Source organism: Grimontia sp. THUN1695, assembly GCF_059704325.2.
Genome location: NZ_AP046577.1, coordinates 1,783,877 through 1,808,609, shown reverse-complemented (window position 1 = coordinate 1,808,609; position 24,733 = coordinate 1,783,877). Strand labels below are relative to the sequence as shown.

Genomic DNA, 24,733 nt, shown 5'->3' with positions numbered 1-24,733 from the left:
TTTGATTGCATGGCATTGCCTTGGCAGGAGAGTCATCCTGGGCTTTGCGATTGGTTGGAACAACAATCTCTGGCATCATTACAGCAATGGAAGGCTACGCCTGAAAACCTGGCCAAAGCGGTAAGCGAGTGGATCCCTGATGCTGGAAGATTACAGGCACTATGTGATGTCGAAACGCGGGACGTAGAAAACCTAGGATGTGATACGTTCTGGTCTACGGGTATTCCCGGTCGCAAATGGGCACAAATCAACGCATTCACAGCTGCCCTCCCGGGGGGCGAGGGGCAATGTTGGCTGGAATGGTGTGCCGGTAAAGGGTATCTTGGTCGCATTCTGGCGGTGACAAAACAAGCATCGGTAACCAGCCTGGAGTGGCAAAAACCACTTTGTGATGACGGCCAGGCATATGCCGATAAGCATCAGTTGCCGATGGCATTCGTTCAGGGGGATGCGTTTGCTATAACGAGCCAAGCGCTGGTGGAGAGGTGTGATCATGCGGTTGCGCTTCATGCCTGTGGGGATTTGCATGTTACCTTGCTTAAGCACGCTGTCGCGGTAAAACCTACGTCACTTGCGGTTTCCCCTTGCTGTTATCATCTTATTCATGATACGCACTATCAACCCTTATCCTGTTTGGCAAAAGCATCGGCATTGTCGTTAAGCAAGCATGATTTGAAACTGCCATTGCAGGAAACGGTGACCGCAGGGCAGACGGTGAAAAATAAACGCTTTGTGGAAGTAAGCTTTCGGTTGGGTTTTGATGCGTTGCAGCGGTATCTGATTAACAGTGGGCGGTACTTACCGGTTCCTAACGTACAAAAGTCGTTGTTGGGTGAAGGCTTTGAGGCATTCTGTCGCTGGGCTGCACATCAAAAAAACATGACCTTACCGGCGGGTATCGATTATGGGTATTTCCAGCGGCAAGGTGAATCACGTTTTCTGATGGTAGAGAAAATAGAAACGGTACGTACCCTTTTCCGCCGTCCGCTGGAGATCTGGTTGGTATTGGATCGTGCGCTTTACCTGACAGAAAACGGTTACCAAACAGATATATCGACGTTTTGTCCTCGTGAATTGACGCCGAGGAATCTGCTTATCCACGCCAAAAGGAAATGAATCATGGCTGTGAGCATGGAAGCACTCATTCTGATCATGCTGGCATTGAGTGCTGGTGCCTTTGTGCAAAGCCTGATTGGTTTTGGGCTTGCGATTGTCTCTGCCCCTATACTGATGTTTATTGAGCCGTCACTGGTGCCTGCCGGTTTGACGCTGGTGACACTGGGGCTTGCGATTGTGAACACTTGGCAGTATCGCAGCCAGCTTTCCCTCAAAGGTATTGGATGGGCCTTTGTGGGACGTTTGCCTGGTACGCTTGTCGCGTCTGGATTGCTTTATTACCTTTCCGCCAGCGCACTTGAACTTCTCATGGGGGGAGCGGTGCTGATCGCTGTTGTTGCCAGTGTATTTAAATTTGCCGTAGAGCCAAATAACAAGAATATGTTCTGGGCGGGATTTGCTGCGGCTATTATGGGGACGACTACCGGGATTGGTGGGCCGCCGATGGCGTTGGTGTTACAGAAAATGGATGTGATCAAACTCAGGGCAACGCTTGCTGCCTATTTTATTTTCAGCTGCACTATCTCGCTCGTCGCCCAGAGCATGGCGGGATACTTTACGCTGTGGCATGTAAAAGTGAGCCTTATCTGTCTTCCCATGGTTTTGGCATCTTCTATGTTGGCGCAGAAATTGGCGCCTCGGGTTCAAGCAGAATGGGTCAGGTACGGACTTCTAACCCTGTGTGGTTTTGCGGGCATGGCATTGTTGATCAATAGTTTTTCCTAAGATTTCGTTACGTAAACGAAAAAAGCCAGCATGTGTTGCTGGCTTTTTGCTGACTGAAGTCGTTATCAGAATTTTAGGCTGACCTGCATACCAACAAACTGGCTGTCATAGGGAGCGCCTACATCCGCCGCGTACTTTGCAGCATCTTGATTGTTAAACCAAGGATCGTAGTTCATCCGGACTTCAGTATCACCTTGCCACAGGTTAGCAACCCAACCATGAATGTGGCCGACTGGGTTCAGGAAAAATAGGCTGACGTCACCTAATGTTTCAGACCCTATCACTTCCCCCCCATTTGCGACGATATTTTGCTCGGTCAAGTACATCCATTCACCCACTGCTGCACCGAACAATGGCGTTACGATAATGTCCTGAATGGAAGGGATTTCCGCAAATGATTCTACGCCATATTCCCAGAAAAACGTCGACATAGTGAACGAGTAGAGGAATGACTCGAACTCGTTAAAGCCGGAGTGGCGTGCCGCGGTATAATAAACCCCCCCAAAATAAGGGTGCATCACATAGTTCAGGTAATGGTCATCTTTATCCCACACTGGCCCTTCAGAGACGTTATCCCACCACTTGCTACCCAAGTTGGAGAGGTCGCGATCTTCTGCAGTCCAATTAGTCACACTTTCCGGCAGGAAGGTCATCAACCCAACGGTTGCCACACTCAACCCCAAAATGGTGTAAGTCTGGCTCATCAGATAATCCCAGTCTTTTTCTGGAGACGTTGTTAAATAGCGTGGTAAATGGTGTGCACGTGGCTCGTTGAAACGCTGTGAATAATCATTTGGTAGGGGTTGCCCCACCTCCAGTGATGACAGCGTATAAGAATAGGCCGTGTTGTATTGGTATGCCTGCTGTTCGAAATTGATAGTGGACGCATCGAACGCAGAGACAGATTGAGTCACAAATAAAGCAGCCGCAGCGATTGTAGAGCAAAAACGCACGTAGGATCTCCCACTAAAATGCCAAATTTCATCACAATGCCGGGTGTGTGGATTGGCACAAAAAAGTATTGTTGTCGATAGCCTCACATCAGTGGGTACAATTCGCTTCGTCCGGTTAAGAAAAACACCAAACGGTTAGCTACTGACCAAAGACGTGTACTAATTGTGAGGCAATCACACAAAGGCCACTAATCATAGCAATGGAAAGGGCGGCTTTTCCACCAGAAACTTGATATCGATCGTGGTTTAATCCGAGTTGGCGTACTTTTTGGACCATCAAAACAGGAAGCACAACAGCCAACATAACCAGTGCGAGTGAAGCAAAGCCAAGTGCGGTGATGAATCCTTGTGGGTAGTAGAGTGCGACCAGCATAGGTGGCAAAAATGTCACTAATCCGGTTTGAATGCGTCCCTTGGGAGAGGCGGGGCGTTTTAGCATATCAGCCATAAAATCAAACAAACCAAGACTGACACCCAAAAACGATGTCGCCAGCGCTAAATCAGCAAACAGGGAGATTGCGTTTGCTATCCGGGTTGAGTTTACTGCGTCGCTGATAGACTGAATAAACATACCCAGGTTGCTGTTTTCTGCCAATGTCTCTGCGCCAAGCACACCAAAGCTTGCTGCTTGCCAAAGAATGTAGATGAACAAAGGCAGCGCCGAGCCAACCAGCATCACCTTCCTCAGTACCTTGATATTTAAGCCTGTGTACACCACAACCGATGGAATACTGCCGTGGAAGCCAAACGAGGTAAACATGACAGGAATGGCAGAAATCAGAAGCCCTTTTTCAAGGGGCAGTGTGACCAGATTCTCTCCTTCTCCGAGCGGTAATAGCAGTGCCAAAGACAGCCCAAGCAGAATGATTTTCAGCGCAAACAAGCCACGGTTGATGACATCGACTTTATGGGTACCGAGGATAACAACCGTGGCGACCAGCGCGGTAAATATCAATGTGCCAACACGTTGCGGTATGTCGTCAGTGAACCCTAAGGCATTCAGCTTTACATAGAACTGACCGCCGCCACCGGCAATGTAGGCTGCACAGAGTGCGTAAAGCAAAAACAGGGTTGATGCGCTTGCAACCCACTGTCCTTTTTTACCGAGGAACTGGCGTGCGAGGCTATTCAGTGTGGCACGTTCCGGGGCGTGCTGGTGCACCTCAAGCATGAGTAAAGCGGTGTAGCTCATCAACATCCACATGGCAATCATCAAAATGATCGAGTGGGTAAAGCCAAGGCCCGCGGAGGCCAGTGGAATAGCGAGCATACCTGCTCCAATGGTGGTGCCCGCAATAATAAGCGTGCTCCCTAAAATTTTACTGCGCATAGTGGTCTTCTTGTAATGAATTATTTACGTTTCTGAGGCATTTTGGTGAGTAAAAAACGGTGTTGCATCCAGAATATAGAATTATATTTGGCTGTAAAGTGGGCTGTAATTTAAGGATTACATTTGGTGTAATTAAATGTTTACAATTTTGGTGGGCATTTAGGTTACGGCTGTTATCCCATGAGATGATGTTTTTTTGTGCTTGACGCCGCTTCCTGATAACGTTTGGCTATTATTTCAAGCCGAACAGGGAGATATCGGTGGAACACAGTAAACTTCGGGTTGCAATGCTGAGCACTGGCGAAGAGGTGCTTCACGGAGACATCACCGATACCAATGCCGCCTGGTTGTCCAGACGTTGTTTTGAGGAAGGCTTTGCAATGCACCGCCGTGTTACGGTGGGTGATGCGCTGGATGATATTGCCATTGAGCTGGTGCGTTGCAGTCAGGTGTCGGATGTGGTGATAGTCAACGGTGGTCTGGGCCCAACAACAGACGATTTAACGACGGAAGCCATGGCGATGGCGATAGATGTCGATCTTGAGCTTAACGGCCATTGGCTGTCAGTACTGAAAGACCGGTTTGAAAAGAACGGTAAGACGATGCCGAAAAGCAATATCAAGCAGGCGATGCTGCCACAGGGCAGCGAGCTGGTTGATAACCCGGTCGGCAGTGCCTGTGGCTTTTCAGCGATATTTAATGATTGTCTGTTCTTTTTTACTCCGGGTGTGCCAAGTGAGTTTAAGCAGATGTTCGATAATGAAATACTGCCGAGACTACAGACGCGTTACCCCAATACGTATCGCCGTGACATTACCCGTTTCTATACGTTTGGCTTTTCCGAGTCCCTGCTGAATGACAAATTGGAATCTCTGGCTCTGCCAGAGGATTTCGAGCTTGGTTACCGTTCAGTCTTGCCATTTATTGAAGTGAAGGTGTTTTCTCCCAGACAACATTCTGACATATCTCTTGTGACAGACGGGGTGCGCAATATATTGGGCGATCTCATGGTGGGTGACGGCAAGCCTATGTTGGATTCTGTGGGAGAATTGCTGGCAAGAGACGGGGTATCCCTGGCTGTGGCAGAAAAATTCTCTGGCGGCTACTTGGCGAACTGGCTTCACCAAAATGATGATACGCGCCATGCATTGCTTCAGGCCTGGGTATTGAGTGAAACCACACTGACAGCAGAAGGGAATTACAATCCCTTGGCGGCTGTTTTGGCGATGGCGGCAGCGTCGCGCGAAAACGCCGGTGCGCATATTGGGCTGGCTTGTGGCAACTTCGAAGCTGGCCGTGTTGCATTGGGCTTGTCGAGTGCTGACGGCGACTGGGGAGTGATTGTTAAAGCCCGGCGCAGCCAGACACAAGAAAACCTCAGGGTGTACTGCGGTACGATGCTGCTTGACCTTTTGAGGCGCTACCTGACAGGCCAGAATATGTTCCCTGAAATTGCGTCACTGGTCACGCTGGAGTCGCTGCATATTCCAGTTGAGGAAAACCAGGAACCGCAAGAATAGATCATAGCCTGAATGCACTTTCCCTTCAGGCTATCAACAATGTTCTGTCGAAGCAGGGACAAGATGTACAAAAAGTAATAGGAAAAAAGTGACAGCACAAAAAGATCGCCGCGACCGAGTCAGAGGTTCGCGGCTTTTTTTGCTACAAAAGAAACCTGATAATCGAATTCCAGCGAGACATCTTCGCTGGGGGTTGCGCTGCATGTCAGGATTTCACCGGCGGCAAGGTATGCCATGGTATCTGCCTGTGACACGCGGCCTTTGTCCAGTTTGCAGCGACAGGCGCCACACACACCGTTGCGGCACTGGAATTCGGGTTGTAACCCGGCCTGCTCAAGTTGCTCTAGCAGGGGCTGGTGGGTGTTTCCCACCAGCGTGTGTCCGTTCACGGTAATCGCGATTCGGCTCATAGCTCGAAATCACCCAAATCGTCGATATCAACGTCGTTGTCGATTTGACCCACCAGATACGAACTAATTTCTGCTTCCTGCGGGGCGACCTGCACGTTGTCTGATGACAACCAGGCATTGATCCATGGGATTGGGTTCTGGTTTGCGCCCTGATAAGCAGGCTTCAGGCCAACAGCAGCCATACGCAGGTTAGTGATGTATTCCACGTACTGGCACAGAATGTCTTTGTTCAGGCCAATCATAGAGCCGTCTTTGAACAGGTATTCCGCCCATTCTTTTTCCTGCTCAGCGGCGTTTTTGAACAGATCAAAACAAATTTGTTCACACTCTTTAGCGATCTCTGCCATTTCCGGATCGTCATCACCAGAACGCAGGATATTGAGCATGTGCTGGGTACTGGTCAGGTGCAGTGCTTCGTCACGGGCGATCAGCTTGATAATTTTAGCGTTCCCTTCCATCAGCTCGCGCTCGGCAAACGCAAAGGAGCAGGCAAAGCTGACGTAGAAGCGAATCGCTTCCAGCGCGTTGACTGACATCAGGCAGATGTAGAGTTTTTTCTTCAGCTCGCGCAGGGACACCACCACAGTTTGACCGTTCACCGTGTGCTCGCCTTCACCAAGGCGGTGATAGTCGCTGGTCGCCTGAATGAGGTCATCATAGTAACCCGCGATATCATTCGCACGTTTGATAATGTGCTCATTCACTACGATATCATCAAACACCAGAGACGGATTGGTTACGATGTTACGGATGATGTGGGTGTAGGAGCGCGAGTGTATGGTTTCTGAAAACGACCAGGTTTCAATCCAGGTTTCCAGCTCAGGAATCGACACCAAAGGCAGCAGGGCAACATTGGGGCTGCGACCCTGAATAGAATCCAGCAATGTCTGATACTTCAGGTTGCTGATGAATATGTGTTTTTCGTGCTCGGGCAGTTTGTTGTAGTCGATGCGGTCATTGGAGACATCCACTTCTTCCGGGCGCCAGAAGAAGGAGAGTTGCTTTTCAATCAGCTTCTCGAAAATTTCATATTTCTGTTGGTCGTAGCGAGCAACATTAACCGGCTGACCAAAGAACATAGGTTCTTTGAGTGCGTTGTTATTGATTTTAGAAAAAGTGCTGTAAGCCATTGCCGTAATTTTACCGATTAGTGGAAACTTCAAAGAGGGAGCAGTTGCTCCCTCCGTTATTGGGGTTAGATCTTGCAAGCACCGCCTGCGCAATCGTCATCTTGTATTGCAAGATCTTTCTGCGCGTCATCTGCACCATCACGAGTATTGTGGTAGTACAGGGTTTTCACACCCAGCTTGTATGCCGACAACAAATCCTTAAGAAGCAGCTTCATGGGCACTTTGCCGCCGGGCTGTTTGCTTGGGTCATAGTTGGTATTGGCAGAGATAGCCTGGTCGACAAACTTCTGCATCAGGCCAACCAGTTGCAGGTAACCGTCGTTGGATTCGATGTTCCAAAGCAGCTCGTAGTTGTCTTTGTACTTGTCATACTCAGGGACAACCTGCTTCAGGATGCCATCTTTCGACGCTTTGATTGACACAAAGCCACGCGGTGGCTCGATGCCGTTGGTCGCGTTCGAAATCTGTGAAGACGTCTCTGATGGCATCAACGCAGACAGCGTGGAGTTACGCAGGCCGTATTCCATGATCTCAGCACGCAGAGCATCCCAGTCATAGTGCAATGGCTCGTCGCAGATAGCGTCAAGATCGCGCTTGTAAGTGTCGATAGGCAACAGGCCTTTTGCATAGTTGGTTTCGTTAAACGCCGGACATGCGCCGCGTTCTTTCGCCAGACCAACCGATGCCTTCAGCAGATAGTACTGAATCGCTTCGAACGTGCGGTGAGTCAGGCCATTTGCACTGCCGTCAGAATAACGCACACCGTTTTTCGCCAGATAGTAGGCAAAGTTGATCACACCAACACCCAGAGTACGGCGGTTCATGGTGGCTTTGCGCGCTGCAGGCAGTGGGTAATCCTGATAGTCCAGCAGGGAATCCAGAGCGCGGATAGTCAGGTCTGCCAACTCTTCCAGCTCGTCCAGCTCTTTGATAGCTCCCAGGTTGAATGCAGACAGTGTACACAGTGCAATCTCGCCCTGATCGTCTTCCACATTGGTCAGTGGTTTGGTTGGCAGGGCGATTTCCAGACACAGGTTGGATTGACGAATTGGCGCCACCTGCGGGTCAAACGGACTGTGGGTATTACAATGGTCAACGTTCTGGATATAGATACGACCGGTTGATGCACGCTCTTGCATCATCAGCGAGAACAGCTCTACCGCTTTGCGCGTTTCACGCTGGATAGACGGATCGTTCTCGTACATGACGTACAGACGTTCGAATTCTGCCTGATCGGCGAAGAAAGCGTCATACAGCCCCGGTACATCTGAGGGTGAAAACAGGGAGATGTTCTCACCTTTAATCAGGCGGGTGTACATCAGTTTGTTGATTTGAACACCGTAATCCATATGGCGGACACGGTTTTCTTCAACGCCACGGTTGTTCTTCAATACCAGTAGACTTTCCACTTCACGGTGCCAGATAGGGTAGAACAGAGTTGCTGCTCCACCACGCACACCGCCTTGTGAACAACACTTCACGGCAGTCTGGAAGTATTTGTAGAAAGGAATACAGCCGGTATGGAAGGCTTCGCCACCACGAATTGGGCTACCCAGTGCGCGGATACGGCCTGCATTGATCCCGATACCAGCACGCTGGCTAACGTAACGGACAATGGCACTCGCCGTTGCGTTGATAGAATCCAGGCTGTCATCGCACTCAATCAGTACGCAAGAGCTGAACTGACGGGTAGGGGTGCGCACGCCAGACATGATTGGCGTAGGCAGTGAAATCTTAAACAGGGACACCGCATCATAGAAGCGGCGGATATAATCCAGGCGTGTTTCTTTCGGGTAATTAGCAAATAGACATGCAGCTACCATAATGTACAAAAACTGTGCACTTTCGTAGATTTCACCAGTAACACGGTTTTGTACCAAATATTTACCTTCCAGCTGCTTTACAGCTGCATAGGAAAAGTTCATATCACGCCAGTGGTCGATATAGGAGTCGAGAATATTTAGCTCTTCCGCCGTGTAGTCTTCAAGCAGATGCTTATCATATTTGCCCATCTCAACCATTTTGTTGACATGGTCGAGCAGTGTAGGCGGCTCAAATCGACCATAAGCCTTTTTGCGCAGGTGGAATACCGCCAGGCGTGCAGCAAGGTATTGGTAATCAGGGGTCTCTTCAGAGATCAGATCTGCTGCTGCTTTGATGATGGTTTCATGAATGTCTTCAGTTTTGATACCGTCGTAAAACTGGATGTGAGAACGGAGTTCGACTTGTGAAACAGAGACATTGTCGAGGCCTTCTGCGGCCCAGGTAATGACACGGTGGATCTTGTCTAAATCAATGTTTTCCTTGGCACCACTACGCTTTTGGACGGTAATTTGTTGGTTCATTTATCTTGTTCCCGGTATTTCCTTGCCTGAAGACCTGTTTTTGCAAGATTTCACAAATTGCAAGGATGATTTGTGATCAATATTGGAAATTGTGGTGTAGTCACCAAAACACTATATATGGGGTCTACGCTCGCATTGGGTAACAAGATAGTGGTGAGGGGCTGATAATGCAAGTTCACCAAAAAGTAGCATTCTGTGGATATCATGGGGATGGGAATTGCTATGTTAGTGCTCACTCACTGCATTATCCTAATTGAGACAATGGTATAGAAAAAAGCAATATTTTTTGCCGTGTGAAATTAAATAAAAAAAAATATTCTGCTTGATCGCAGGCGAGTTCAATGCATCATTTTAACTTGCTGAATAATGGTCATTTTATAAACTGCATCGGTGTGACCATGATCAGAATAATGACAGTATTTTTTCGGGCGTATTAAAAATCTGATCTGCCTCCCACTGCTCGGGCCGATCGTCCTTTCCAATGTAACCCCACGCTGCGACGGCGGAATACATGTTGGCTGCTTTGGCGGCGATAATGTCGTTTTGTATGTCCCCGACATAGAGGCACTGAGCCGGTTCAACTGTCAGAATAGATGCACCATGTAACAGTGGAGCGGGGTGTGGCTTTGCATGGGGAGTAGTGTCTGCACAGACAATGGTTCTGGCTTGTAAAAGTAGTGGAAAGTAGGGGAGCAGCATACCGGTGAGAAAACCGGGCTTGTTGGTGACAATACCCCATGGGACGCCCTGGTCCGACAATTGTTCAAGCAGCTCTTCGACACCTCGATAAAGTGTGGTTGAGGTGCAAATATTATCGGCGTAATGCGTCAGAAAAGAACGTCGCAGCTGATCGATATCTTTGCCCTTTAGTGCGTTGCCAAATCCCGCCCGGAGAAGCCCACGGGCACCATGACTGGTATTGGCCTGAATTTGTGCTTCAGAAAGGGGAGGGTATCCATACTCATTTAGGACACTGTTTGCCGCATTTGCCATATCAGGGGCGGTGTCGAGTAAGGTGCCATCCAAATCAAACAGCACGGCTTCTACGCTTCCTTTCATTTATTTTTCTTCTGGGCAAAATTAAACTCGGATTACACCGGGTTCTGGGTATGTACGATGTAGTTAACATCTACATTTCGAGGGGACAACCAATACTGGCCTGTTAATGGGTTGTAATGTAGCCCAGTCATGTGTTGTTCCTGTAGCGGTGTGCTGTCGATCATTTTAAGCAGTTCTGATGGACGGATGAACTTGTTGTGGTCATGGGTCCCTTTGGGCACGATTTTCATCAGGTGTTCTGCGCCGACAATGGCAAACAACCAGGATTTGGTATTCCGGTTCAGGGTCGAAAAGAATACGTGCCCACTCGGTTTTACCATTTTGGCGCAAGATGCGATGACTGAGGCCGGATCAGGTACATGCTCCAGCATTTCCATACAGGTGACAATGTCGTAATAGCCCTGGTGTGTGTCGGCGTGCTCCTCGGCGGTTGACTGCACGTAAGAAACGGTTGTGCCTGTTTCAAGGGCATGCAGACGGGCAACGGTTAACGGTTCTTTGCCCATATCTAGGCCTGTCACCTCCGCACCTTCCCGCGCCATGCTTTCTGCCAGAATACCGCCACCACAACCCACATCGAGGATCTTTTTCCCGAAGATGCCCTGGCTACGCTCAATAATATAGTTGAGGCGAAGTGGATTGATCTGGTGCAATGGCTTGAATTCGCCTTCCAGATCCCACCAGCGGGACGCCACGTCTTCGAATTTCTGAATTTCCGCCGGATCGACGTTGAGTGGGGTTGTCATCTACATCTTATTCCTAAAAATTTTTGCTCATTATACCCGTTTTCATGGCCTTTGCAGGAGGAAGATCACAGGGGGGTAAGACTGACTTCCGATAAAGGTAGGGCTCAGCATAGTTCGGCAGATGATATAGAAAGGAAGGTTGGCAGTATTCAAAGCCGGAGGCCTGCCCCCCGGCTAGATGGGATAAATGATAGCGATTTTATTGGATAAAGGTTAAGCGGCATTTGCCACGGCTACTGCCGCTAATAGCCCCAATAAAGTGTATTTTCCAACAATGATTGCCATACCTACTGCGTTGATCGCTTTGTATAACATAGCACCTCCCCCGACTTTTCTCGGCGACACATCATTGTGTCGGGGATATTGTCCGTCACCTAAATAGAGGATATTGGGAGCAGGCTCCCATTGTATTTCCCCTTCTTTTATTACATCAGGATCCGTGAACTGGATGATGTGTTGTCTTCCAATATGCTTGGTGACAACGGTAACGGAAAAAGACCCCTGAGCGCCACAGCGCCTTTTTCTGGATTTTTGCTGGTTCTACCCTGAGGTTGCATGTTTTTTCGCCCTGTCGCGTGTTAGAGCGCCAAAATAAGAGTAATTCGTGATTTATCTCGGGTTTAAGCTGTGACTCTTGCCCTGCTTTTATGGTATTCTCCCCTGTCTTGCACGTAGTCATTTTTGACATACTTACCTGAGGGATATTGGCTCCATGAGCGATCTTGCTAAAGAGATCACGCCTGTCAACATTGAAGAGGAGCTGAAAAGCTCATACCTCGACTACGCGATGTCCGTTATCGTGGGTCGTGCTCTTCCTGATGTGCGTGATGGTCTGAAGCCTGTACACCGCCGTGTTCTTTTCGCGATGAATGTACTGGGCAATGACTGGAACAAAGCATATAAAAAATCTGCACGTGTTGTCGGCGATGTGATCGGTAAATACCACCCACACGGTGACAGCGCAGTTTACGACACCATTGTTCGTATGGCTCAGCCGTTCTCACTGCGTTACATGCTGGTCGATGGCCAGGGTAACTTTGGTTCGATTGACGGTGACTCCGCAGCGGCAATGCGTTACACCGAAGTTCGTATGGCGAAAATTGCCCACGAACTGTTGGCGGATCTGGATAAAGAAACGGTCGATTACGTTCCTAACTATGACGGTACAGAGCAGATCCCAGAGGTGATGCCAACCCGAATCCCCAACCTGTTGGTGAATGGCGCATCCGGTATCGCTGTAGGTATGGCGACCAATATTCCTCCACACAACCTGACCGAAGTGGTGAATGGCTGTCTGGCTTATATCGAGAATGAAGACATCACGATCGAAGAGCTGATGACCCACATCCCTGGTCCGGACTTCCCGACTGCGGCGATGATCAACGGTCGCAAAGGTATTGAAGATGCCTACCGTACCGGTCGCGGTAAAATTTACCTGCGTTCTAAAGCGGATATTGAAACCGACAAGAACGGCAAAGAAACCATTGTTGTTACTGAGATCCCTTATCAGGTCAACAAAGCCCGCTTGATCGAAAAGATCGCCGAGCTGGTGAAAGATAAGAAGATTGAAGGCATCAGTGCATTGCGCGACGAGTCAGACAAAGACGGCATGCGCATTGTGATTGAATGTAAGCGTGATGCGGTGGCAGAGGTTATCCTCAACAACCTGTACGCCCAGACTCAGCTGCAAACCTCTTTCGGTATCAATATGGTTGCGTTGGATAACAACCAGCCACGCCTGTTCAACCTGAAAGACATGCTGAAGTGCTTCGTGAACCACCGCCGTGAAGTGGTGACACGTCGTACTATTTTCGAACTGCGTAAAGCCCGTGACCGTGCCCATATCCTGGAAGGTCTGGCAATTGCGCTGGCAAATATCGATGAAATCATCGAGCTTATCCGTAATGCCCAAACTCCGGCGGTTGCACGTGAAGCGCTGCAAAACCGTGGTTGGGATCTGGGCACTGTGGCTGTCATGCTGGAAGCGACCGGCGTTGATGCAGCACGCCCTGAGTGGTTGGAAGATGAGTTCGGTGTCCGTGATGGTAAGTACTACCTGACCGAACAACAGGCCCAGGCTATCCTGGATCTGCGTCTTCATAAACTGACCGGCCTTGAGCACGAGAAAATTCTGGATGAATACAAAGAACTGCTGACACTGATCGGCGAGTTGATGTTCATCCTGTCCAGCCCTGAGCGTTTGATGGAAGTGATCCGTGAAGAGCTGGAAGCGGTGCGTGATGGTTATGGCGATGAGCGCCGCACTGAAATCACCGCAGCAAGCGCTGACATCGATATCGAAGATCTGATCAACCAGGAAGATGTGGTTGTTACCCTGTCGCACGAAGGTTACGTGAAGTATCAGCCTCTTACCGATTACGAAGCGCAGCGCCGTGGCGGTAAAGGTAAGTCAGCGACCCGCATGAAGGAAGAAGACTTTATTGAGCGTCTTCTGGTCGCGAACACTCACGATACTATTCTGTGCTTCTCAACCCGTGGCCGTATGTACTGGCTGAAGGTTTACCAGTTGCCGCTGGCATCACGTACTGCACGCGGTAAACCTATCGTTAACCTGTTGCCGCTGGAGCAGGATGAGCGCATCACCGCGATCCTTCCAGTGAAAGAATACGAAGATGACAAGTTTGTCTTCATGGCAACCAGCGACGGTACCGTGAAGAAGACCCCACTGACTGACTTCAGCCGTCCTCGCAGCGCCGGTATCATCGCCGTAAACCTGCGTGAAGGTGATTCACTGATCGGTGTTGATATTACCTGGGGTGACAACGACGTTATGTTGTTCTCGAAATCAGGTAAGGTGGTTCGCTTCCATGAAAGCCAGGTCCGTGCGATGGGCCGGACGGCGGCAGGTGTCCGCGGTATCAAACTTGCTGAAGGTGACAAGGTTGTTTCACTGATTGTTCCTCACAACGAAGGTGATGTGCTGACTGTGACTGAGAACGGTTACGGTAAGCGTACTGAGCTTTGTGAGTACCCAGCGAAGAGCCGTGCAACCCAGGGTGTTGTTTCTATCAAAGTCTCTGAGCGCAATGGCTGTGTTGTTGGTGCGGTACAGGTAGACACTGGTTACGAGTTTATGATGATCACCAACGGCGGTACGCTGGTACGCACTCGTGTAGCAGAAGTCAGCCAGGTGGGGCGTAACACCCAGGGCGTTCGATTGATTCGTACCTCAGAAGGGGAGCGGGTAGTTGGCCTTCAACGTATTGAAGAGCCAGAAGAAGAATTGCTTCCATCAGAGGAAGACGGCGAACTGGCAAACCAGACCGTGTCTGAGGTGCCTGCAGAAGATGCTGCAAATGATGAAACCAGTGACGAGTAATATGTAGCATTGCCTTCATAAATCTGAAAAACGCAGCGTTCGCTGCGTTTTTTTTATCCCCTTTTCAATTGTGGAGGAAATAGATTGTTGTTCCCCGTTCCAATCGAATAAAAAAGGTGATAAAACAAAATAACAGCAATCCACCATGGCTTGTTATCGTCCCCATTATTCGGCGCTATCGGGATTACGCTTCTCGATTAATACAATAGAAAGCCATAAATACGCGATTTAATGCAGGAGCATTCAAAAATCATGGAAAAGGTCTATAACTTCTCTGCTGGCCCGGCGATGTTGCCGGAAGCGGTTCTGGAAAAAGTACAGGATGAGCTGACTAACTGGAATGGCTTGGGTTCATCCGTCATGGAGATTTCTCACCGCAGTAAGGAGTTTCTCTCTGTCGTTGAAGAAGCCGAGAAAAACCTCCGTGAACTGCTGTCTATTCCTGACAACTATCATGTTCTCTATGCGCAGGGCGGTGCCCGTGCGCAGTTTGCAGCTGTTCCAATGAACTTGCTGGGCAGTAACACCATCGCCGATTATGTAGACGGTGGATACTGGGCTGCAAGCGCGGTGAACGAAGCGAAGAAGTATTGCACACCGAATGTCATCAATGTGAAAACAGACATCGGTGGTAAGCGTGCCATTCTTCCTGCTAAAGACTGGAAGCTGAGTAGTGACTCGGCGTATGTTCATTTCTGTCCGAATGAGACCATCGACGGCATCGAGATCCGGGATTTGCCTGAGACAGACAAGCCTATCGTTGCTGACATGTCTTCGACCATTCTTTCACGCCCAATTGATGTATCAAAGTATGGCGTCATCTACGCGGGCGCACAGAAAAACATCGGTCCCGCGGGTATTACCTTGGTGATCGTCCGTGACGATCTGCTGGGCCGAGCGAAAGATTTCCTGCCAAATGTGTTGGATTACACCACACTGGCCAATAAAGAATCCATGTTCAATACGCCGCCGACCTTTGGTTGGTATCTGGCTGGAGAAGTCTACAAATGGCTGAAAGAACAGGGCGGTGTGGAAGCAATGCAACAGAAGAATGAAGAAAAAGCCGCACTACTTTATGACTTCATTGATGACTCTGACTTCTATGTGAACAACATCTATTCTGATAACCGTTCGTTGATGAATGTGCCCTTCCAGCTGGCAAACCCCGAGCTGGATGCCAAGTTCCTGCAAGCGTCTGATGCTGCGGGCCTGAAAGCACTGAAAGGTCACCGTGATGTGGGGGGCATGCGTGCTTCCATTTATAACGCAATGTCGCTGGAAGGCGTTCAGGCATTGGTTGCGTTTATGCGAGATTTTGAAGCCAAGAACGCTTAACTTTGTTTTCAAAAGGAAAGCCGCCGTAAATCGGCGGTTTTTTTGTTCGTTTTTGAACAGCTCGAAGCGTGTTTTAAATAGGTGTGCTTCTATATTTTCTTTCCAGCCTTTGAAGCATGCTCTTCTTAGCCTGTTTTTTCGTCTTCCCATGATGGTGTTAAATTGGAACAAAAGTTGACCGCTTAGTGTAAACATTGTGCGCAAACGATTGCTTTTGTGTTTTTCCATTATAAAATGGCGCCCAATTTCCTTCAGCCCAATCACTTAACTGTTTGAATGCTCTGAGTAACAGCAATCACAGAGGAATGTATTCAAACAACTGCACTACCCATTCAGCGTATTGCAGTAAGTGAGTTTTAACAGGTAGATACAATGAGCATGTCGCGCAACCCTGGAAACATCCGCCCTTCGGAACTGGTATATCGTCTGGATGATAGGCCACCGCTTCCACAAACACTTTTTGCTGCTTTTCAGCATCTTTTAGCGATGTTTGTGGCGGTCGTTACCCCTTCATTGATTATTTGCCAGGCGCTTGGTTTACCGGCATCGGACACCAATACCATCGTCAGTATGTCGCTTTTTGCATCGGGCATCGCTTCTTTTATCCAAATCCGCACGTTTGGCCCGCTTGGCTCTGGATTGCTGTCTATCCAGGGTACCAGTTTTAATTTTCTTGGTCCCATTATCGGCGCCGGTTTGGCGATGAAGGCTGGTGGTACGTCAACGGAAACTATGATGGCTGCTATCTTTGGGACCATTATGGTCGCCTCGCTGACAGAAGTGTTTTTGTCCCGTGTACTGGAACATGCTCAACGTATTATTACGCCTTTGGTTTCCGGTATCGTCGTCACCCTGATTGGCTTGACTCTGATCCAGGTCGGATTAACATCAATGGGCGGAGGGTATGCGGCAATTGAGGACGGCACATTTGGTGACCTGAAAAACCTTTTGCTGGCCGGTTCTGTACTGGCAGTAATTGTGTTGCTGAACCGCATTGATAACCCTTACCTACGCGTCTCCTCCATTGTGATCGCAATGACAGTCGGCACCCTGATTGCTTTCGCCTTGGGTATGGTGAACACTGCACCGGCACAGGACGTGGCACTTTTTGCTATCCCACAGCCAATGCAATATGGCATCTCTTTTGATTTTGCGTTGCTCATTCCGCTTATCATTGTTTTTCTTGTGACATCACTGGAAGCGATTGGTGATATCACTGCCACGTCTGAAACCTCAGAGCAGCCGGTTGCTGGCCCTGTTTACATGAAGCGTATCAAAGGCGGTGTGTTGGCAGATGGTGTCAATTCGGCGCTTGCTGCAGTGTTGAACAGTTTCCCTAATTCTACCTTCAGCCAGAATAATGGCATTATTCAGCTCACAGGTGTCGCAAGCCGGTATATCGGTTACTTTGTCGCAGGAATGTTAGTCATTTTGGGGCTCTTACCCGGCGTGGCGACATTGGTACAACTTATCCCTGAGCCTGTGCTTGGTGGAGCAACTATCGTGATGTTTGGTACGATAGCAGCTTCTGGGATCCGCATTATTTCGCGTTGTGAGTTGAACCGCCGAGCGATTCTTATCATGGCGCTTTCTTTCTCGATGGGATTGGGTATCGCACAGAAGCCGGAAATCCTGCAATTTATGCCTGAGTGGGTGAAAAATATCCTTTCTTCCGGCATGGCTGCCGGTGGTTTAACCGCCATTATACTGAATATAGTGCTGCCGCCGGAATCCCCCTCAAAGCATAACTAACGGAACCTTCCCAAAAGGGTGGTGGGGATGCAACAGTCGCCGCTACCCTTTCTTTAAATCTCTAACCTTACAACGCTCGGGTATGGAGATAGGCGTGTCGGGATTGGTTGCCGCTTCAGAAGTATTCACTGATAGCTTTACTATTGCCCTGTTCGTTGTGGTTTTTGTGAAGAAAATGATCCGTTAAAGCATTACTTTGAAATTGATGTTTAGACGCCGCAAAGGGTAGCCCCCGCGCGGCTTTTTCGTTACTCTCGGGAAACGAAAAATTAAGGATCTATGTTGTTCAGATGGAGCAGTTAACGTTACAACCCATTTCTAAAATTCATGGTGAAGTAAACCTTCCTGGTTCGAAAAGTGTGTCAAACCGGGCGCTTCTCTTGGCTGCCTTGGCAAAAGGGACGACCCGCTTAACCAACCTGTTAGACAGTGATGACGTTCGCCATATGCTCAATGCACTGGGAAAACTCGGAGTGTCTTACCAATTGTCAGAAGACAAAACAGAGTGTGTGGTTGAAGGTTTGGGCGGGCCATTTAAAACCTCTGAACCGATGGCGCTGTTTCTGGGGAATGCTGGTACAGCGATGCGACCATTAGCCGCCGCACTATGCCTGGGTGAGGGCAGCTATGTGTTGACGGGTGAACCGCGTATGAAGGAGCGCCCCATCGGGCACCTTATCGATGCGATGCGTACCGTGGGTGCAGATGTTACCTATCTCGAAAATGAACACTATCCGCCCCTCAAGATCACCAGTAAAGCGATCGAAGGGGGCAATGTGGAAATTGATGGCTCTATTTCCAGTCAGTTCCTAACCGCGCTATTGATGGCCGCGCCGCTTTTCAGTGGTGATACCCATATCCGTATCAAAGGTGACTTGGTCTCCAAGCCATACATTGACATTACGTTGCACATCATGGCGCAATTCGGTGTGCAAGTGGTAAACAATGACTACAAGACTTTTGACGTAAAAGGAAATCAAACTTACAGCGCACCGGGTGATTTTCTGGTTGAAGGAGATGCATCTTCTGCTTCCTATTTTCTCGCTGCCGCAGCCATTAAAGGCGGTGAAGTTAAGGTAACCGGTATTGGAAAGAAAAGTGTACAGGGCGATGTGAAGTTTGCTGATGCACTGGCCGCGATGGGAGCAGACATCGAATGGGGTGATGACTATGTGATTGCCCGTCGCGGCAAACTGAAAGCGGTTGATATGGATTTTAACCATATTCCGGATGCGGCGATGACCATCGCCACCACGGCACTGTTTGCACAAGGCACCACTGCTATCCGCAACGTGTATAACTGGCGTGTGAAAGAAACTGACCGTCTTTCCGCCATGGCCACAGAACTGCGTAAAGTCGGTGCTGAGGTCGAAGAAGGTGAGGATTACATCAAGATTACACCCGCTGCGAACCTGAAACATGCCGCGATTGACACTTATGACGATCACCGCATGGCAATGTGTTTTTCGCTGGTGGCGTTGAGTGATACGCCGGTGACCATCAATGATCCGACGTGTACCTCAAAGACGTTTCCGGATTATTTCGACAAACTGAGCGCATTGTCGGAAAGTTAACATCACATTGAACGGAACAATGACAGAGCAGGTCAGCGTGTTGCTGACCTGTTTTTTTTACCCAGACTTCCCTATAATACGCCACCGATTCTATGGAGTAGTTTGCTCGCTTTGGCAGAATTGCCGCACAGTAATCTACTCTATTTTCTAACGTTTTGGAGAATTGTATGTCTACCCATGCGCCCGTAATTACCGTTGATGGCCCAAGTGGTGCCGGAAAGGGGACCCTTTGTATGCTGTTGGCGGAAAAGCTGGGCTGGCATCTGCTTGATTCCGGTGCGATTTATCGCGTACTGGCACTGGCAGCGATTCATCACGGTGTAGACCCCGATTCTGAAGAGGCGCTGGTACCATTGGCTGCCCATCTAGATGTCCAGTTCAAAGCCGAGGGCGAGTTAGTGAAAGTCATCCTGGAAGGCGAGGATGTCTCGGGCGAGTTGCGTAAAGAGGAAACCGGTATGGCTGCATCGAAAGTTGCCGCGCTGCCGCGTGTCCGCGAAGCGTTATTGCGCCGCCAACGTGCGTTTGCAGAAGCGCCTGGACTGGTGGCAGATGGCCGGGATATGGGCACCGTGGTTTTCCCCAAAGCCGAGGTTAAAATTTTCCTTGATGCCAGCGCGGAAGAACGCGCCCAGCGCCGCATGAATCAGTTGCAACAAAAGGGGTTAGATGTTAACTTTGACCGCCTTTTAAGCGAAATTCAGGAACGTGATGATCGTGACCGCAACCGAGCTGTCGCACCATTGCGTCCCGCGGACGATGCATTGGTCCTTGATTCCACCTCTCTCAACATTGAGCAGGTTTTCGAGCAAGCATTGGCCTATATTGAAAGTAAACTTACCGCTGCTCCCTGAAAGCAGCGGGTTTAACCGTTGGTCGCAAGGATGATGACTGACATTACTATCAACCCCACGTGGTAGGACACCCGTGGCAGTTTAAATATTGAAGATTAAATTAATGACTGAATCTTTTGCTTCACTCTTTGAAGAATCTCTGAAAGAGCTAGAAACCCGCCCAGGTGCTATCGTTAAAGGTACTGTAGTTGCTATCGAGAACGGTTACGTTCTGGTTGACGCAGGCCTGAAATCTGAATCTTCTATCCCAGCAGAGCAGTTCAAAAACGCTGCTGGCGAGCTGGAAATCGAAGTTGGTGCTGAAGTAGACGTAGCACTGGACGCGATTGAAGACGGTTTCGGTGAGACTCAGCTGTCTCGCGAAAAAGCGAAGCGCCACGAAGCTTGGATCCAGCTGGAGAAAGCTTACGAAGAAGCTGAGACTGTTATCGGTATTATCAACGGTAAAGTGAAAGGTGGTTTCACTGTTGAGCTGAACGGTATTCGTGCGTTCCTGCCAGGTTCACTGGTTGATGTTCGCCCAGTTCGTGACACTGCTCACCTGGAAGGCAAAGAGCTGGAGTTCAAAGTTATCAAGCTGGACCAGAAGCGCAACAACGTTGTTGTTTCTCGTCGCGCAGTTATCGAATCTGAAAACAGCGTTGAGCGTGATGAACTGCTGGCTTCTCTGCAAGAAGGCATGGAAGTTAAAGGTATCGTTAAGAACCTGACCGACTACGGTGCATTCGTAGATCTGGGCGGTGTTGACGGCCTGCTGCACATCACTGACATGGCTTGGAAACGCGTTAAGCACCCATCAGAAATCGTTAACGTAGGTGACGAGATTCTGGTTAAAGTTCTGAAGTTCGATCGTGATCGTACTCGCGTATCTCTGGGTCTGAAGCAACTGGGTGAAGATCCATGGGTTGCTATCGCAAACCGTTACCCAGAAGGTCACAAACTGACTGGTCGTGTAACTAACCTGACTGACTACGGCTGCTTCGTTGAAATCGAAGAAGGCGTTGAAGGTCTGGTACACGTGTCTGAAATGGACTGGACTAACAAGAACATTCACCCATCTAAAGTGGTTAACGTGGGTGACGAAGTTGAAGTTATGGTTCTGGACATCGACGAAGAGCGTCGTCGCATCAGCCTGGGTCTGAAGCAATGTAAAGCGAACCCATGGCAGCTGTTTGCAGAAATGCAAAACAAAGGCGATCGCGTAACTGGTAAGATCAAGTCTATCACTGACTTCGGTATCTTCATCGGTCTGGAAGGCGGTATAGATGGTCTGGTTCACCTGTCTGACATTTCTTGGAATGTTGCTGGTGAAGAAGCCGTTCGCGACTTCAAGAAAGGCGACGAAATCTCTGCAGTTGTTCTGCAAGTAGATGCTGAGCGTGAGCGTATCTCTCTGGGCATCAAGCAGATGGAAGAAGACCCATTCAACAACTACCTGGCTGACAACAAGAAAGGTGCAATTGTTAAGGGTAAAGTGATTGCAGTTGACGCGAAAGGCGCAACCGTTGAGCTGATCGAAGGCGTTGAAGGTTACCTGCGTGCTTCTGAAGCATCACGTGACCGCGTTGAAGATGCAACGCTGGTTCTGGCTGTTGGCGACGAAGTTGAAGCGAAGTTCACCGGTGTTGATCGTAAGAACCGCGTAATCAACCTGTCTGTTCGCGCGAAAGACGAAGCTGAAGAACAAGAAGCGATGGCAACACTGAACAAAGCTGATGAAGCTGCGTTTGGTAATGCAATGGCTGACGCGTTCAAAGCTGCGAAAAGCGAATAATTAATGTGAAGTGGGGGGAAAGTTTCCCCCTCTACAGTTATACTGTTGAGAAACATACTAAAGCGGGGTGAATATGACGAAGTCTGAGTTGATCGAAAGGCTGTGTAGTCAACAAACCCATCTTTCTGCCAAACAGGTAGAAGATGCCATCAAGGAAATCCTTGAGCACATGGCCACTACACTCGAAGAAGGTGACCGAATCGAGATTCGTGGTTTTGGTAGTTTCTCTTTGCATTATCGCGCTCCTCGTGTTGGACGTAATCCAAAGACTGGTGACAAAGTTGAGCTTGACGGCAAGTACGTTCCTCACTTTAAACCAGGCAAGGAGCTTCGCGACCGGGTCAACATTCGCTGATTCGATTTCGGATAAAAAAACGGCATGCCATTCGTATGCCGTTTTTTTTATGTCTAATGCAATGGTCTGACAAGCCAAATTACTGCATAATCACAGATATACCCAAACCTCTTTATGTACGCTGGGTGCGTATCGAGGCGGTTTTGGTATAAGAGTTCGGTAACCATTTGATTGGACGCCTTTGCGCATCATCATTCGGAGAAAAATAAGGGAGTGACCGTGAAGATTATTGGTATCGTACTACTCGTCCTGTGTTTTCTTATCACACTCGCCCTTGGTGCACAGAACCAGGAAGTCGTGAATTTTAACTATCTGGTTGCACAGGGAGAGTTTCGATTATCTCTGCTTTTGGGCGTAGTATTTGGCACTGGCTTTGCGCTTGGCTGGCTAATTTGTGGCATGCTTTACCTAAAAGCGCGTATGTCGGCAGCTATGCTGAAAAAACAGGTGAACAAACAGCGCCAGGAGCTAGATAAACTGCGAATGGACCCTGTTAAGGAATAAGCGTAAATGCTAGAGCTGCTGTTTCTGTTGCTGCCAATTGCTGCCGGCTATGGCTGGTATATGGGCAATAGGAATGCTCGTCATCGTCGGCAGGACCAGTCTCACCATCTATCACGACAATATGTCGCGGGTCTGAACTTGTTGTTGTCGGATCAATCCGACAAAGCCGTGGACTTGTTTATAGAGTTGCTTCAGGTCGACAACGAGACGATTGATACACACCTTGCTCTCGGCAACCTTTTTCGGTCCCGTGGAGAGGTCGATCGTGCTATTCGTATTCACCAGAATCTGATCGCTCGTCCTAATCTCACGCTGGATCAACGTAACCTTGCACTACAACAGCTCGCTAAGGACTACATGGTTGCTGGCTTCTTTGACCGTGCCGAGAAAATTTTCCATCAATTGATTGAAGAGCCTGATTACAAAGAGTTCGCCCTTCAGCAGCTTCTGGCTATTTATCAGCAAACCCGTGAATGGGATAAGGCGATCGATACAGCGACCAAGCTGGTGAAAAGTGGAAAGAGCAAACTTAAGCGTGATATTTCGCATTTCTATTGCGAACTCGCTATGCAAGCGATGGGTGACAGTGATGAGAAGGGGGCACGCCAGTTATTAAAGAAAGCATTGGCGACAGATAAATCCTGTGTTCGTGCATCGTTGATGTTGGCGCGTCTCGACATTGCAAATGAAGAGTATAAAGATGCTACAAAGGTACTGGAACAGGTGCTGGAGCAAGATCCGGACTTTGTCAGCGAAGCATTGCCATTACTGGAACAATGCTATAACCAGATGAACAAGGAAATGGCGTTAGTCCGTTTTCTGAGAAATTGTATTGAAAAGAATGCTGGTGCTTCAGCCGAGCTCATGATGGCTGATATTATCAGTGACCATGAAAACCCCGCCATGGCGCAAGGTTTCCTCACCCGTCAATTGACCAAAAACCCTACAATGAAAGGGTTCCACAAACTGATGGAATTACACGTTGGACAGGCGGAAGAGGGGCGGGCAAAGACCAGCCTGAATACACTCAAGCAATTGGTTGAAGAGCAGCTTAAAGTAAAGCCTCACTACCGATGTCGTAAGTGTGGCTTCTCGACACACTCCCTTTACTGGCATTGCCCGTCTTGTAAAGGTTGGGGTTCGATAAAACCGATACGAGGCTTAGACGGAGAATAATTAGGAATGCAGGATCCGAAAGTAATTGTTGCATTGGATTACCCAAATATTGATCAGGCGTTGGCGTTTGTTGACCGTATAGAGCCAGGCAGTTGTCACCTGAAAGTAGGTAAGGAGATGTTTACCCTTTATGGTCCTGACTATGTTCGTCAGCTGCATGAGCGTGGACACACTGTCTTTCTGGACCTGAAATTTCATGACATTCCAAACACGTGTGCCCGTGCTGTGGCTGCGGCTGCAGAGCTTGGTGTGTGGATGGTGAATGTTCACGCCAGCGGTGGTGAGCGTATGATGGTGGCAGCCCGTGAAGCGCTGGAACCGTATGGCAAAGACAAACCACTGCTTATTGGTGTCACCGTACTGACCAGTATGGAACAGAGTGATCTTGTCGGTATCGGCATCAACCTTGAGCCCCAGGAACATGTGATGTCCCTAGCGACATTGACCCGTAACAGTGGCCTTGATGGTGTTGTTTGCTCTGCCCATGAATCCGCTTTATTGAAAGGTGCCTTGGGGCAGGACTTTAAACTGGTGACACCGGGTATTCGCCCAGCAGGCAGTGACGCCGGTGATCAGCGTCGTATTATGACGCCAGAAGAAGCGGTTGCAGCAGGTTCAGATTATCTGGTGATTGGCCGTCCGATTACCCAGGCTGCAGATCCGATGGCGGTGCTGACAGCGATCAATGCTTCTCTGGCTTAGCTTCTAACCGGAAATGAAAACCAAGACAACGC

General features: G+C 49.1%; 20 protein-coding genes. 13 read left to right on the top strand and 7 right to left on the bottom strand.

All coding sequences use genetic code 11. The annotated features are described in order from the left end of the window. Positions 1–9: 9 nt before the first annotated feature. A complete protein-coding gene (locus AC6IB1_RS11745) occupies positions 10–1,116 on the top strand; it encodes a methyltransferase (RefSeq protein ID WP_497569133.1) in 1,107 nt (368 codons plus the stop codon). Positions 1,117–1,119: 3 nt separating this feature from the next. Continuing rightward, positions 1,120–1,842, top strand: a complete 723-nt coding sequence (locus tag AC6IB1_RS11740; protein WP_497566818.1) for a sulfite exporter TauE/SafE family protein — start codon at positions 1,120–1,122, stop codon at positions 1,840–1,842. Positions 1,843–1,907: 65 nt separating this feature from the next. Here AC6IB1_RS11740 and AC6IB1_RS11735 read toward each other — a convergent pair whose 3' ends face one another. Together AC6IB1_RS11735 and AC6IB1_RS11730 are read right to left on the bottom strand one after the other, a co-directional pair. Next, positions 1,908–2,795, bottom strand: a complete 888-nt coding sequence (locus AC6IB1_RS11735) for a DUF3943 domain-containing protein (protein WP_497566817.1) — start codon at positions 2,793–2,795, stop codon at positions 1,908–1,910. A 139-nt stretch (positions 2,796–2,934) separates the two neighbouring features. After that, entirely contained in the window at positions 2,935–4,125 is a 1,191-nt protein-coding gene (locus AC6IB1_RS11730; protein ID WP_497566816.1) for an aromatic amino acid transport family protein, read from the bottom strand. A 260-nt stretch (positions 4,126–4,385) separates the two neighbouring features. Between AC6IB1_RS11730 and AC6IB1_RS11725 the strand changes: the two genes are divergently transcribed. Continuing rightward, complete coding sequence (locus AC6IB1_RS11725; RefSeq protein WP_497566815.1) at positions 4,386–5,645, top strand: CinA family nicotinamide mononucleotide deamidase-related protein; 1,260 nt, start codon at positions 4,386–4,388, stop codon at positions 5,643–5,645. 119 nt (positions 5,646–5,764) lie between these two features. On the opposite strand, the gene yfaE is transcribed toward AC6IB1_RS11725, so the two are convergent. From yfaE to ubiG, 5 genes are all read right to left on the bottom strand, one after another. Further along, a complete protein-coding gene (gene yfaE, locus AC6IB1_RS11720) occupies positions 5,765–6,055 on the bottom strand; it encodes a class I ribonucleotide reductase maintenance protein YfaE (RefSeq protein ID WP_497566814.1) in 291 nt (96 codons plus the stop codon). Further along, positions 6,052–7,185, bottom strand: coding sequence for a class Ia ribonucleoside-diphosphate reductase subunit beta (gene nrdB / locus AC6IB1_RS11715; protein ID WP_497569132.1), 1,134 nt, complete (start codon positions 7,183–7,185; stop codon positions 6,052–6,054). Before nrdB ends, yfaE begins: the two co-directional genes overlap by 4 nt. 65 nt (positions 7,186–7,250) lie before the next feature. Continuing rightward, the gene (gene nrdA, locus AC6IB1_RS11710) at positions 7,251–9,530 is read right to left on the bottom strand and encodes a class 1a ribonucleoside-diphosphate reductase subunit alpha (RefSeq protein WP_497566813.1); all 2,280 of its coding nucleotides are present in this window, start codon (positions 9,528–9,530) and stop codon (positions 7,251–7,253) included. Between the two features lie 402 nt (positions 9,531–9,932). Next, positions 9,933–10,589: a phosphoglycolate phosphatase gene (gene gph, locus AC6IB1_RS11705; RefSeq protein ID WP_497566812.1), complete on the bottom strand. Its 657-nt coding sequence runs from the start codon at positions 10,587–10,589 to the stop codon at positions 9,933–9,935. Positions 10,590–10,621: 32 nt separating this feature from the next. Then, positions 10,622–11,335: a bifunctional 2-polyprenyl-6-hydroxyphenol methylase/3-demethylubiquinol 3-O-methyltransferase UbiG gene (gene ubiG, locus AC6IB1_RS11700; protein ID WP_497566811.1), complete on the bottom strand. Its 714-nt coding sequence runs from the start codon at positions 11,333–11,335 to the stop codon at positions 10,622–10,624. 712 nt (positions 11,336–12,047) lie between these two features. Here ubiG and gyrA point away from each other — a divergent pair. The 10 genes from gyrA (at position 12,048) to pyrF (ending at position 24,701) form a co-directional block, all read left to right on the top strand. Continuing rightward, positions 12,048–14,675: a DNA topoisomerase (ATP-hydrolyzing) subunit A gene (gyrA, locus tag AC6IB1_RS11695; RefSeq protein ID WP_497566810.1), complete on the top strand. Its 2,628-nt coding sequence runs from the start codon at positions 12,048–12,050 to the stop codon at positions 14,673–14,675. 252 nt (positions 14,676–14,927) lie between these two features. Continuing rightward, on the top strand, positions 14,928–16,010 hold the full coding sequence (gene serC / locus AC6IB1_RS11690; RefSeq protein ID WP_497566809.1) for a 3-phosphoserine/phosphohydroxythreonine transaminase: 1,083 nt from the start codon (positions 14,928–14,930) through the stop codon (positions 16,008–16,010). A gap of 372 nt (positions 16,011–16,382) precedes the next feature. Beyond that, the gene (locus tag AC6IB1_RS11685; protein ID WP_497566808.1) at positions 16,383–17,762 is read left to right on the top strand and encodes a solute carrier family 23 protein; all 1,380 of its coding nucleotides are present in this window, start codon (positions 16,383–16,385) and stop codon (positions 17,760–17,762) included. 290 nt (positions 17,763–18,052) lie between these two features. Further along, entirely contained in the window at positions 18,053–19,336 is a 1,284-nt protein-coding gene (aroA, locus tag AC6IB1_RS11680) for a 3-phosphoshikimate 1-carboxyvinyltransferase (protein WP_497566807.1), read from the top strand. A 167-nt stretch (positions 19,337–19,503) separates the two neighbouring features. After that, positions 19,504–20,190 carry a (d)CMP kinase gene (gene cmk, locus AC6IB1_RS11675; RefSeq protein WP_497566806.1) on the top strand — a complete coding sequence of 229 codons (687 nt, stop codon included), beginning with the start codon at positions 19,504–19,506 and terminating at the stop codon, positions 20,188–20,190. Positions 20,191–20,293: 103 nt separating this feature from the next. Further along, entirely contained in the window at positions 20,294–21,964 is a 1,671-nt protein-coding gene (gene rpsA / locus AC6IB1_RS11670) for a 30S ribosomal protein S1 (protein ID WP_497566805.1), read from the top strand. Between the two features lie 73 nt (positions 21,965–22,037). Further along, positions 22,038–22,319 (top strand): integration host factor subunit beta, encoded by a 282-nt coding sequence (ihfB, locus tag AC6IB1_RS11665; protein ID WP_005503252.1) that lies wholly within the window; start codon positions 22,038–22,040, stop codon positions 22,317–22,319. Between the two features lie 219 nt (positions 22,320–22,538). After that, positions 22,539–22,823, top strand: coding sequence for a LapA family protein (locus AC6IB1_RS11660; RefSeq protein ID WP_040528464.1), 285 nt, complete (start codon positions 22,539–22,541; stop codon positions 22,821–22,823). Between the two features lie 6 nt (positions 22,824–22,829). Beyond that, the gene (gene lapB, locus AC6IB1_RS11655; protein WP_497566804.1) at positions 22,830–23,999 is read left to right on the top strand and encodes a lipopolysaccharide assembly protein LapB; all 1,170 of its coding nucleotides are present in this window, start codon (positions 22,830–22,832) and stop codon (positions 23,997–23,999) included. A 6-nt stretch (positions 24,000–24,005) separates the two neighbouring features. After that, positions 24,006–24,701 (top strand): orotidine-5'-phosphate decarboxylase, encoded by a 696-nt coding sequence (gene pyrF / locus AC6IB1_RS11650; RefSeq protein WP_497566803.1) that lies wholly within the window; start codon positions 24,006–24,008, stop codon positions 24,699–24,701. The last annotated feature ends 32 nt before the right edge of the window (positions 24,702–24,733 follow it).